The sequence below is a fragment of the Acinetobacter lanii genome (assembly GCF_011578285.1).
In the GTDB taxonomy this organism is placed as follows: Bacteria; Pseudomonadota; Gammaproteobacteria; order Pseudomonadales; family Moraxellaceae; genus Acinetobacter; species Acinetobacter lanii.
The window spans coordinates 2,818,477-2,831,131 of sequence record NZ_CP049916.1 but is presented as its reverse complement, the minus strand read 5'-3'; the positions used below and the strand labels follow the sequence as shown (position 1 = coordinate 2,831,131).

Genomic DNA, 12,655 nt, shown 5'->3' with positions numbered 1-12,655 from the left:
CATATTGAAAAATTCTGTATATAAATAATTAATTTAAATCGACCATGCGCATGATCATACAGAATTAATGCCCCAATTTCTTCTTAGAAAGCGTAATGATCATGACGCCAATAATATTTAAGCTACAGCCGAACCATTGAATGGTATTCATACTTTCACCTAAAAATAGGGTGGCTAAAATAATGGTGAGAATCGGGCCTAGAGATGCAATCATGGCGGTCTGCGATGCACCAATTCGTGCAATGCTCTGTGCCACTAATATAGTAGGAAGCACGGTGACACCCAAACCTAAAGCGATGCCATACCACAACACACTGCTCGGCAGTTGCGTAAGTAACTGAATCGGTGCAGGTGTGCTAATGACATAGTGAATGAGCGTTCCGATGCAGGCAATACTCAGTGCTAAGCCGGTAAAATTCCATGAGCCGAATTTGGCAATCAGTTTTGGGGTCATCAGTAAATAACTGGCAAAACTCACGGCACTGGCAAAGACCAAACTCACCCCAATCCAAAAATCTCCCTCATGTGATACATTGCTTTGTTCTTGTAACATCACGATCACAGTACCGCCATAACTTAAAGCAATTGCGAGGATGCTTTTTAGACTGAGCTTAAGTTTATAAATGAAACTTGAAGCAATCACTGTGAGGGTGGGGTAAAGGAATAAAATGATTCGCTCAAGTGAAGCACTGATGTACATCAATCCTGCAAAGTCGAGCCAACTTGAAAAGTAATAACCGACCAAGCCTGCCAACACCAATAAGCCCCAGTCTGTGCCTTTCAACCCTTGATTATGTCTGCGGTTGAACCAGGCAATGGCAAGGAAGAATGGCAATGCACTGAGCATACGTAAAGCCATCAGCACTGTGCCATCGACCAACGGCGAGAGCGCATAGGCTTGTTTAATAAAAATGGCCTTGGTGCTAAATAAAAAAGCTGCGCCAAGCGCTAAAATCGAACCGATTTGAACGCTAGATAGTGATAATTTCATGAAGATGGATTGCCAAGCTCAGGCTTGTTTAACGATACAAGTCTCTCGATCCATGCAGTATAGGGGCTGATTCAAACAACTTAAAATGCAAAAAAATGATCTAATCCATAACCAATAAGAATAGATGTGCTGCAGCCTGATTCATGCATGCTCATGGTGAAGGCAAATAGACGAACCTAGATACTTTGCGCTACGTGTGCTTTATTTTGGTGCATATAAATTGAAGATCGAAAAAATCTTGATCAATATCATCGGAGAAAATACACCGCCATTTATTTTTGCAATTTGATGCAAAAAAATGAAGCATTTTGAGTTCAGAGAATAGTGCAAGAGTAATGGCTCAAAACTTAAACACTTGCATGTTAGACTTTGGGCTAGTTTATGGCTGAAATGACTTATAAATTTTTATTTAATTCAAATTAGAAATTGGTTATGAATGTTAAAAATTGTCAGAAAAGCAAATAGATGGCGAAGTTTAGTGCTAATAACTTATATTTTATAGCTAAAATCTCTTTTTAATCGACTGACAGAGTTGCCATTTTGATCTGTTATTTTGTCAGAAAGATCAAAGCAATCATTTTGAAAAAAATATACAGTCTTTAAATGAAAAAAAATTATTCATAATTGCTCTTATTATTTATTCAACTGATAAGCGAAAAATGCATATTTGCTTAAAATAAAAACGATACTGAACATGTTTAAAAATGATATTCGTGAACGATCAGTTCAAAATGAGGGTATTTATTAAATAAATATTGGGTAGTATTTTAAAAATGTTCAATTAGAATCCAAATTTCATACGAATAATCGTGAGAAGAAACGTTGCGAAATGCAATGTTGCTTTAAGAAAAATTAGCTTGAGGAATGCTCATGCAGATCGGAATCCCTACTGAGACTGTCGCTGGTGAAACGCGTGTTGCTGCGACACCAGAAACAGTAAAGAAGTTGATTGGCGCAGGACATAGCGTCGTTATCCAACGTGGAGCTGGCGTAAAAGCCGCTTATATTGACAGTGCTTATGAGCAAGTGGGTGCCACACTCACCGACGATGCTTACACCGGTAGCCAATTGATTTTGAAAGTTCGTTCCCCGAAAGGTGAAGAAATTCAAAAGCTTGCAGCCAATACCGCAGTGGTTGCAATGTTTGACCCTTACCGCAACCCTGAGTTGGATCAATTTGCCGCTCAACAAGTGTCCGCATTTGCATTAGAACTTTTGCCACGAACTTTATCTCGTGCGCAAAACATGGATGTGTTGTCTTCTCAAGCCAACTTGGCAGGGTATAAATCTGTGCTACTGGCAGCAGCAGAATATCAACGCATGTTCCCCATGTTGATGACAGCAGCAGGTACAGTTAAACCTGCACGTGTGGTGATCATGGGCGTGGGTGTTGCAGGTCTACAAGCGATTGCAACCGCAAAACGTTTGGGCGCAGTGGTTGAAGCGACCGATTTACGTCCGACTGCACGTGACCAAGTGGAATCACTCGGTGGTAAATGGTTAGACGTACCGATGTCTGAGGAAGAAAAGCAGAAAGCTGCCGATGCTGCCAAAAATGGTTATGGCTGGATGCCGGGTGAACAATACATTAAAGATCAAGCCGTGATTGTCGATAAAGCGGTTTCAAATGCAGACATCGTGATTACTACCGCATTGCTTCCAGGTCGTGATGCGCCACGTTTAATCAAAGCTGAAACTGTGGCGAAGATGAAACCGGGTTCAATCATTTTGGATATGGCGGTGGAATCGGGTGGTAACGTTGAAGGTTCAATCTGTGGCGAAACTGCAGTGACGGCCAATGGCGTGAAAATCTTAGGCATCCCGAATATTCCTGCAACGGTGGCGACAGAAGCATCTGCACTGTATGCGCGTAATGTCTATAACTTTGTAGAAACCCTGTTTGATCAAGAGAAAAATTTCAAGATCAATCCAGAAGAAGAAATTCAAAAAGCATTACTTGTTACGCACAGCGGACAAGTGCTGTTGAAACGTGGTTAAGGAGAATAATCATGGTTGAAACAATTACTATTTTCGTCCTGGCTATTTTCGTAGGTTACTACGTGGTTTGGGGTGTTACGCCTGCATTACATACCCCATTAATGGCGGTGACCAATGCATTGTCCTCGATCATTATTGTCGGTGCAATGATTCAAACTGTGGGTTTGCCGATGGTGGGTGTGGAAGGCAGTGTTGATTTCCAAAGCATTAATGTGGTGAGCGTATTGGGTGCAATCGCAGTATTTCTTGCGAGTATCAATATTTTTGGTGGTTTCGCAGTAACCGCACGTATGCTTGAAATGTTCAAGCCGAAGCAAAAGAAAAAAGAGGGCTAAACCATGGAATTCATTCGAGACTATGCAGAATGGTTCTACCTGATTGGTGCTGTTCTTTTTATCTTAACCCTGCGTGGTTTGTCAGGGCCTAAAACTGCGATTCAAGGTAATCGCTACGGTATGATTGCGATGGCAATTGCCGTCATGACCACCTTCTTTGTTGCTGACAATCCAGTGGTTTGGATGATCGTGGGGGCAATGGTATTGGGTGCGATCGTGGGTATTGCACGTGCCAAAACAGTCCCTATGACCCAAATGCCTGAAACGGTTGCATTGATGCACTCACTGGTGGGTTTGGCAGCGGTATTAATTGCCGTTGCTGCAATTTTGCATAACAACCAATTGACGGCATTGTTTGCGGACAATGAGGCGGCTTTAACTGCTGCGGGTGTTGAACATGCGCACATGAGCACCGTGCATAAGTTTGAATTGTTTGTCGGTTGTTTTGTCGGCGCAATTACCTTTACCGCGTCTGTATTTGCTTATGGTAAGTTGGCTGCGAAAAAATGGGCGAAAACCATTTCAGGTGCATGGGTTAAACCTGTACAAGCTTTGATTTTTGTTGCGATGCTCGCATGTGGGGTCTACTTCTTCACCACAGGTGATATGACTGCATTCTGGGCAATGACTGCTTTAGCACTGGCTTTCGGTTGGGTGTGGATTGCACCTGTCGGTGGCGGTGATATGCCGGTGGTGGTGTCGCTTTTGAACTCATTCTCAGGTTGGGCGGCAGCAGGGATTGGTTTCACTTTAGAAAACAATATGTTGATTGTTGCGGGTTCGCTTGTAGGTTCATCAGGTGCGATTCTGTCTTACATCATGTGTAAAGCCATGAACCGTTCAATCATCAACGTACTGTTTGGTGGTGCGATGGGGGGTGCAGCGGTTGCAGCATCAGACAATGGTGAAAAAGTTCAACGTAACCATCGTTCAGGTTCTGCGGATGATGCCGGCTTCTTGATGTCAAATGCGGACAGCGTAGTGATTGTACCGGGGTATGGTATGGCGCAAGGTCGTGCACAGAACGCAGTAAAAGAACTGTGTGAAGTGTTAAAAGAGCAAGGTGTAACGGTTCGTTTCGCGATTCACCCTGTAGCCGGTCGTATGCCAGGTCACATGAACGTACTTCTTGCAGAAGCAGATGTTGCGTATGAAGACATCTTGGAAATGGATGAGATCAACTCTGATTTCCCTGCAACAGATGTGGTGCTGGTGATTGGTGCGAATGACGTGGTGAACCCTGCGGCGAAAGATGATCCTAGCTCACCAATTTATGGTATGCCAATTTTGGAAGCGCATAAAGCACGTACGATTATGGTGATCAAACGCTCTATGGCAACTGGTTATGCAGGTTTAGATAATGACTTGTTCTATAACGAAAAAACCATGATGATCTTTGGTGATGCGAAGAAAGTTGTGGAAGACATGACTAAAGCCATTAATGGCGGTGGTCACTAAGTTGCTCTAAAGCTTTAAACAATAAGAAACCACCTTCGGGTGGTTTCTTATTTATACTGAATTTAGACAAGCTATTTAAAACCACAAAAATAATGCCTTTAATGCAATTTATCTTTCCATGTGCTTTGATGTTGAGTGGAATAATGTTAAGCGCTCAAGTCGTTGCACACACCTTTATGATTCGAGAAGGTTCTAACCTGTACGATGCAAAAATTGAGATAAAGCATTGCACGGTGGATAAGTGTTCAGGATTTGGCAAAATGAGCTTGTATCAGAAAAATACTCAAAAAAGAGTGGATGCGTTCGAATCCGAAGATTTAAATTTTTATTTAGATAAAAACGCTAAACCCACAGTGAATGTGGCGCGGTTATAATGAGTTTATTTAATTGATAAATAAAAGATATTTTTTTGAACTGCATGGTAATAGATGTGAAAATAAATTAAAATATTAAAAAATTGAGATTAAACAATGACTATATTTGAAACTGACGAAAATACATATTTATATCATTATACCAAGGCTTCTACAGCAATTAATTTCATCTTGAAAAATCAAAATTTACAACTTGGGAGTATGCTGAATACTAATGACCCTAAAGAATGTAAGAATTGGACATTTGAATTAAATACGTTTCGAAATTCCGATTTTGATAAATATGATTCAGATGTAATATCATCTAAGGTAGACAAATCTATTAAATCATCTACATATATGATTTGTTTTACTAAAGATCAGCCACTAAGTGGCGATCATATGGAAGATATAACCCGAAGAGGATATGGGCATTCGAGGATGTGGGCGCAATACGCTGAAAACCACTCAGGTGTATGTTTGATTTTCGATAAAAAATTATTAGAAAAGTTTTTTATAGAAACATTCTCTTCCTGTACTCACTTTATGCAGAGTATGACTTATAAAGATCGTTTCATTAGTGAGCGTGACTTAGCCTACCTTATTAATATCGATCAGTTGGAAAAATTGGGTTTAGAAAATTATACTTCCTTGCATGCTCAAAGATTTAAAGATCGATTGTTTTTTGAAAAATTAGAAGATTGGAAAAACGAAAACGAATATAGATTTATATTGCAAGGGTATGCAGAGAAAAACCTTCTATTTCCTTTTAAATATGCTTTAAAAGGTATTGTATTTGGCGCCAGTTGCTCAGACGATACTGTTCAAAATATTGTTAAACTTACCTGTGAAAGGGGTATAGATTACATACAATTGAAATGGAAAAACTGTAGCCCTTGGTATGATTTCAGAAAAAATTTTCAAGTTTCAAACGTATAAATAATCAAGTCGATCTAATACTGCAACTATCATGCATTCTAATAAGCTATGGCTTTTCTAGGGCTAATATTTTGATTTTTTAGTGGGGCGTATGGGACTGACCTATGATGTCTATGTTTATCACAAAAATAAAAAACAATTTGTCTATAGTGAAGACTTGGCTTCGTTAACCCGTGAAAATTTGGGTATGTTTGAAGTGGACTCAATTAAGAAAAGAATCATGACCTGTTCCAAAGGTGGTTGTTGTTATCACGAGACACTGCAATATCAAGTGCTTCCAAAAAAGGGTTTGGTTTTAGTAGAAGAACTGATTGAGGATGCGACTTCAGCAGTCGGTGGCGAGCGTGTAAAAGTCACTGAACGAAAACTGATTCAGGGAAAATGGAAAGAGCACAATCAATATTATCCGATTGATGAGTATTATAAATGATGAGTAACCTAAATCATGCTGTAAACAATCGAGTATTGATAAGCGATTCAGTGTCAATTGAATTTCTACAGTTTTCAGACATTAAAAAAGCGACCTAAGGTCGCTTTTAAAATTTTACGCTACTGATTCGCTGTCTGCTGCAGCATTGCGCCACAAGCTTTCTAGGTCGTAGAACTTACGTGCTGTTGGCAACATAAGATGAACAACGACATTGCCTAGATCGACAAGGATCCATTCAGCGTCACTTTCACCTTCAATACCAATTGGACGGAAGCCAGCTTTACGCGCTTCATCAGCCACGTTGTTAGACAACGCTTTTACATGGCGGGTAGAGGTACCAGATGCAATCACGATAGCATCCGCAACATTACTCACAGAGCTCACGTCAAGCACAGTAATATCTTTTGCTTTAACGTCGAGTAATGCTTCACGTACAACTTCGATACACGCTTGTACGATTTGATTTTGAGAATTCATTGAGAGTTCGTGAGAATTAGAAGCGCCGGGCGATGGTTCTAAATTCATGAGAAGTGTTTTATCCTGACTATAACTCATCTTTCAGTATAGTGCTTTTGCTGTTTAAATTCAAATCTAACCGCTGTGTAAAGCTTTAAGCCAAACCAATCTTGAGTTAAATCATGATTCGCTAAAGTATTTTTCTTTCCATGCAAAAGATTGTTCAGAGTTTGGACTGGGTTTATATTCTGCCGCGACAAAACCTCGGTAATCACTTTGTGCTAAATATTCAAAAATATCGGCATACGGGAGATTTGCGGTATCAGGCTGATGACGGTGTGGACAGTCGGCAAATTGAATATGACCAATATTATGAATGTTTTCTTGAAGAGCTTCGAGCACATGTTCTTGCATCATGGCCATGTGGTAACAATCGTATTGCAACTTTAAGGCAGAATGATTCACAGCATCCAAAATGTCTTGGGCTTGAGCAATATTTTGAATCAAGAAACGGGGCATGTCGGTGCCATTGATCATCTCAATCACGGGTTGAATATGTTGCTTGCTGAATTTAGCACAGGCATATTTTAAATTGTTCGCTAAGGCGTTCAAGCAAGGAAGCAAGTCTGAATCAAGCGGTTGCTTGCCTGCCAAAATATTCACGCTCGGTACATTCAATGCCACTGCATATTCGAGGGCTAAATCGACAGCTTGGCTAAATTCAACTTCACGTCCCGGAATACCTGCAATACCGTTGCCTCCTTGCATCAAATCGCCCGCGGGAACGTTGATCAGACACAGGCTGAGTTGGTGTTGATTTAGCTGCTCACGAATCTGTTGAATGCTGAGTTCATAAGGGAATTGTATTTCAACGTGATCGAAACCGTGTTGACGGGCTAAAGCAAAGCGTTCGATGAGCGGAACTTCGCTAAAGATCATCGATAAATTGACCGCCAGTTTGATCATGGATGCACTCCTTGCAGGGATTATGTGATGGTGTGATTTGATTGAATCAAAGGATAAACATCACAGCTTTTAACAATCTAAAAATTAATGATTAAGCTGTTGGATAATACTGGATAAATCGGCTTCAGCATGTCCCTGATCTTGATGCGCTGTGAGTTGCGTAAACGCTTTCTTTGCCACAGGAATATCAAGATCAAATTTCGCCGCTAAACTTAAGGCATTATTTAAATCTTTAGACAGGGTTTTGACTTTCCATTGCACAGGTTCGAACTGTTGTGTTGCCATGCGTGGGGTCAAAATTTGAAAAGGTTTAGAGTCAGCAAAGCCACCAGCCAGTGCGGGTGCCAATAAAGTTGTATCCACGCCTGAACGCTCTGCCAAAGCTACAGCTTCTGCAATCAAGGTGCTATTGGCAGCGACAATCAGTTGATTACAAATCTTGGTGGCTTGTCCTGTGCCTATATCCCCCATACGGGTAACGCGTTGTGATAGCACTGCATAAATTGGATTTAACTCTTCAATCAATTGTGCATCACCGCCTGCGAAAATCACCAAATTACCTTGTTCAGCACCTGCAGTACCGCCAGACACAGGGGAATCGATCCAGTGCACATTTCGGTTCTGTGACTTTTCCGCAAGTTGTAGGGTTTTATCCACAGACAGACTGGAAAAATCCACAATCACTTGATTGGCTTGTAGCTGATTTTCAATTTGGCTAAAGACCGAATCGACAGCAGCATCATCCGATAGGCAGATTAAAATCAGGGGATAGTTAGCGATTTGATTGAAATCAAGCAAGATTGCACCGTGTTGAAGCAACGGGTCACAGGCTGAAGCGGTACGATTCCATACCGCAACGGAATAACCGGCTTGAAGCAGTCGAGTACTCATACGACTGCCCATGAGTCCCATCCCTAAAAATGCAATGGGCGTGTCTTGATTTAAATGCATTGAACCGTTTTCCATCCTTGATTTAATTTATTCACTTCAAAATTGAGAGATTATTTATACTGACGCGGTAAAAATTCCACCTCAGGATGTTTATCCTTTTTACGTGCGATTTGGCTGTTTTTACCGAGTAGTAATTTGAGTTGCCAAATTTTTTCTAAACGTAATGATTTTTTAGGTTGATGCTCCATTGCATCAAGCACTTGTTTAACCGCAGCCAAGGCATCAGGTGAGCGTTGTAACATCTCTTCTGCAATGGCTTGAGCTTTCACCAATGGTGATTCATCTAAATGGGTGACTAAGCCGATTTCTTTGGCATAGTTACCGTCAAAAATACGTGCTGTTAGAGATAGTTCTTTAGCAAGGTCAACACCAATGATGCCTTTGATTGAACGAGTTAAGCCCATATCAGGCACCAAGCCCCAACGGGTTTCCATAATCGACATTTGCGTTGCAGGATGGGCAATTCGAATATCCGCAGCCAAAGCCAACTGCATGCCTGCACCAAAACAAAAGCCTTCAATCGCTGCAATTACAGGAACAGGCAGTTCTTGCCAAATCAGAAAGGCTTTTTGAAATAGACTTTGCCCCGGTTTCACTAACTCCCAAGCGGCATAGGCGCGATTCTTGGGATTGTTTAAATCTGCCAAATCAATGCCGGCACTAAAGACTGATGCTTCACCGGTTAAAATGACACAGCGAATCGAGCGGTCTGCTTTAATCTTTTTTGCGGTCGCAACCAATTCTTTGAGCAATGCAAAGCTCATGGCATTGCGTTTTTCAGGACGATTTAAGTAAACAGTCGCAATGCCTTGATTTTTTTCGATACGGAGTAAAGCCATTTTCCCAACTCTTATTTATTGTTCCATCCATAGAGCATAGCATGGCTGATTTGTAGATGGATGACAGTGCAGTCACTCAAAAATCCAAGCATTGACACGGCTCTTTTTTAGCTACGACAAAACCTGTTTAACCGCTTGTTCAACGTCATGAATCACATCTTGTAATTCATTTAAACGGTCGAGCGTTTCTTGGATGAAGCTGTCATCGGCTTTGCGACGTTCTTTACGTAAGGTGGAAACAAATTGTTCAAAGTCACCCGTGACCTGTTGCAGTTTTGGCGTACCGACATAACGGGTTGCGCCATAGAGTCGATGCAATACATGCTCAAGTTGCGGAAAGTCTTCAAGCTCAATCAACTGTTCAATTTCACCGAGTTCGGTTGGAAAACTATCCACCAACATTTTAATCAGGTCTTGGGCTAAATCTTCTTTATTGGCAGCCAACTGAACACTTTGCTTCCAATTTAAAATGCTCGGATCGATATTGTCGGCTTTAGTGACTTTCTCTTGTGCTTTGCTCGGTTGGATAAATGTGTCGCTGGTCCAATGGGTTAGAATCTGAATGATTTGATCCATCTGAATCGGCTTGGTGACATAGTCATCCATACCGACTTTTAACAGTTTTTGTTTTTCATCGGCAAGCGCATGCGCGGTGAGGGCAATGATCGGCATTTTTAAGCCATCGAGGGTCGATTCAAGCGAGCGAATCGCACGTGTGGTATCAATCCCTGACATCACCGGCATTTGAATATCCATAAAAATCAGATCAAAGGGTTTGGCCCCTTGTTGGATGCGATCTTGCAAGATTTGTAAGGCTTCCTGACCGCTTTGTGCTTTGGTTGTTTTGACGTTGATTTCCCCGAGTAAAGCCTCAAGTACAATTAGATTGGGTAAATGATCGTCCACTGCCAAGACATGCAAGTTCAGTTCTTTTAAATCATCATGCGGTTCAGCTTCAAACATTGGTTTGTTTTCAAGTAAATGAATCAGTGAGGTTCGACTCAGCGGTTGATACAATGGACGAGCCTTGTATTCATTCAGCATGTTTAAATCAAGCGCCATCTGATAGCCATAAACCGCAATATGCCCTTGATAGCGCCCGCGAATTTCTTTCAGTAGAGCTTCGGTGTCACCACTATGATCCACAATGAGCCATGTATTTTCAGGGTCAATGTGATTGCTATTCAGTCGACTAAACAGATCTAAAATCGATTGGGTTTCTAAATGCTCGACCTGATAATTTTCTAAATAATGGCGCAGTACATTGGCGGTGGCAGGGTGTGCCAAATAGGAAATAACATGCATATCGGAGAAATCAGGATGCACAATCTCTTCTTCATCCACCATAAATTGTGCAGTAAACCAAAAGGTTGAACCTTTTTCTGTTGGCGCACGCTCTTGGTTGTCTTCAAAACCAATTTGACCATGCATTAGATTGACCAGTTGTTTGGAAATCGCAAGACCGAGTCCTGTACCACCAAACTGACGAGTGACGGATGCATCGCCTTGCGAGAAAGATTCAAACAAACGTTTACGATCCGTTCCACTGAGTCCAATACCACTGTCTTGCACGCTAAAATGCAATAAACACTGCCCAATATCATCATGCTCCATCCGTGCACGGACAATGATTTCACCATCGGGGGTAAATTTAATCGCATTGGAAATCAGATTGGTCAGAATCTGTTTCACCCTTAAAGCATCACCAATCACATGCTTCGGCACGGTGTCAGCAAAGTAGAATGCCATATCAATTTGTTTTTGCGCCGCCAAAGGCGAGAGCATGTCCATGACATCGAAAATCGCTTCTTCTAAATCAAAGGGTGCAGTTTCAAGCTCAAGTTTGCCGGCATCAATTTTTGAGAAATCCAAAACGTCATTAATCAAAGCCAACAAATGCGCAGAAGATTTACGAATGGTTTGCAAATACAAACTCTGGTCATTGCTGAGGTTATCTTGACGCAATAACAGGTGAATAAAACCATCAATACTGTTTAATGGCGTGCGTAGCTCATGACTAATATTGGCCAAGAACACAGACTTGGCCTGATTGGATGAAATCGCCTGATCACGCGCTTGTTTATAAGTAATGTTTTGAACTTCTAAGGTGTCCAATGTGCGGCGCAAATCATCTTCGGTTTGTTCGGTATGTTCTTTGAGTTCTAAGAAGCTGAAATGCAGTCGTTTCACCACATTGGCGATATCCCGTTGTAGCAGGCGCAGCTCACCCGTACTGTTAATCACCATGTGCTGATCAAGCGTATCTGCATTTAAACGTTGTAATTGCATCCGAATTTCGTACATCGGTGCAATCCACCGTCTTGAATAAAAATTCAAACACAGTAACAACAACAGCAGGGTCAGTAGACCCGTAGTGATCAGCACCACAAATACCCGATATTGAGAAATTTCGAGCGGTTGATTGTCGAGTTCAATCACCAACCATTTGGGATGATTTGATGGGGTGTTGAGGCGCATACCATATAAGTTGTTATGCTCGGTTTGAATCGGACCAAAAAATGCACCGTTGGTTGGGAATTTGGGCCATTCTCGGTCAATGTTATAGCCGAGCCCTAAATGTTTTTTTTGATGCTGATCTAAGATGGCAACGCTGAGTACATATTTTTCATTGAACATGCTTTGCAGAATGCTTTTGGCACGGTCTTGTTGCGCGATGCTGGGGTTGCGTTCCAAGGCTAAAGTGAGCTTTTCTGCGGTAAATTTGTAACGATTTAACACCGCATTGGCGGCAAATTTTTGTTCAGATTTTGCAGAGTTAGAGGTTTCGGTCAATACCAAGGCAGAACCGACACTGGCAAGCACCACAATCGGTACAAAAATCAAGGCAATCAATTGCCCATAAGCGTGATTCAGTTTTAATCTTTTGAACAGTTTATTGTTGAAATTCGACATGTATTCAGCGGCTCATTCCCCATGCT

12 protein-coding genes are annotated in these 12,655 nt (G+C 41.5%); 6 read left to right on the top strand and 6 right to left on the bottom strand.

The window, feature by feature from the left end; genetic code table 11:
* Positions 1–64 precede the first annotated feature (64 nt).
* Entirely contained in the window at positions 65–991 is a 927-nt protein-coding gene (locus G8D99_RS12830; RefSeq protein ID WP_166326541.1) for a DMT family transporter, read from the bottom strand.
* A gap of 870 nt (positions 992–1,861) precedes the next feature.
* Between G8D99_RS12830 and G8D99_RS12825 the strand changes: the two genes are divergently transcribed.
* From G8D99_RS12825 to G8D99_RS12800, 6 genes are all read left to right on the top strand, one after another.
* Entirely contained in the window at positions 1,862–2,989 is a 1,128-nt protein-coding gene (locus tag G8D99_RS12825) for an NAD(P) transhydrogenase subunit alpha (RefSeq protein ID WP_166326539.1), read from the top strand.
* A gap of 11 nt (positions 2,990–3,000) precedes the next feature.
* On the top strand, positions 3,001–3,324 hold the full coding sequence (locus tag G8D99_RS12820; RefSeq protein ID WP_166326537.1) for a proton-translocating transhydrogenase family protein: 324 nt from the start codon (positions 3,001–3,003) through the stop codon (positions 3,322–3,324).
* A 3-nt stretch (positions 3,325–3,327) separates the two neighbouring features.
* Entirely contained in the window at positions 3,328–4,782 is a 1,455-nt protein-coding gene (locus G8D99_RS12815) for an NAD(P)(+) transhydrogenase (Re/Si-specific) subunit beta (RefSeq protein WP_166326535.1), read from the top strand.
* Between the two features lie 143 nt (positions 4,783–4,925).
* Positions 4,926–5,156 carry a hypothetical protein gene (locus G8D99_RS12810; protein ID WP_166326533.1) on the top strand — a complete coding sequence of 77 codons (231 nt, stop codon included), beginning with the start codon at positions 4,926–4,928 and terminating at the stop codon, positions 5,154–5,156.
* Between the two features lie 96 nt (positions 5,157–5,252).
* Positions 5,253–6,074: a DUF2971 domain-containing protein gene (locus G8D99_RS12805; RefSeq protein ID WP_166326531.1), complete on the top strand. Its 822-nt coding sequence runs from the start codon at positions 5,253–5,255 to the stop codon at positions 6,072–6,074.
* Positions 6,075–6,165: 91 nt separating this feature from the next.
* Positions 6,166–6,504: an XAC2610-related protein gene (locus G8D99_RS12800; protein WP_166326529.1), complete on the top strand. Its 339-nt coding sequence runs from the start codon at positions 6,166–6,168 to the stop codon at positions 6,502–6,504.
* A 114-nt stretch (positions 6,505–6,618) separates the two neighbouring features.
* On the opposite strand, the gene rsfS is transcribed toward G8D99_RS12800, so the two are convergent.
* The 5 genes from rsfS to G8D99_RS12775 form a co-directional block, all read right to left on the bottom strand.
* Complete coding sequence (gene rsfS / locus G8D99_RS12795) at positions 6,619–7,029, bottom strand: ribosome silencing factor (RefSeq protein ID WP_166326527.1); 411 nt, start codon at positions 7,027–7,029, stop codon at positions 6,619–6,621.
* A gap of 111 nt (positions 7,030–7,140) precedes the next feature.
* Positions 7,141–7,926, bottom strand: coding sequence for a hydroxypyruvate isomerase family protein (locus G8D99_RS12790; RefSeq protein ID WP_166326525.1), 786 nt, complete (start codon positions 7,924–7,926; stop codon positions 7,141–7,143).
* Positions 7,927–8,010: 84 nt separating this feature from the next.
* Entirely contained in the window at positions 8,011–8,877 is an 867-nt protein-coding gene (locus G8D99_RS12785; RefSeq protein ID WP_166326523.1) for an NAD(P)-dependent oxidoreductase, read from the bottom strand.
* 50 nt (positions 8,878–8,927) lie between these two features.
* Positions 8,928–9,716 carry a crotonase/enoyl-CoA hydratase family protein gene (locus tag G8D99_RS12780; RefSeq protein WP_166326521.1) on the bottom strand — a complete coding sequence of 263 codons (789 nt, stop codon included), beginning with the start codon at positions 9,714–9,716 and terminating at the stop codon, positions 8,928–8,930.
* Between the two features lie 111 nt (positions 9,717–9,827).
* Positions 9,828–12,629: a GacS-like sensor histidine kinase gene (locus tag G8D99_RS12775; RefSeq protein WP_166326519.1), complete on the bottom strand. Its 2,802-nt coding sequence runs from the start codon at positions 12,627–12,629 to the stop codon at positions 9,828–9,830.
* Positions 12,630–12,655 lie beyond the last annotated feature (26 nt).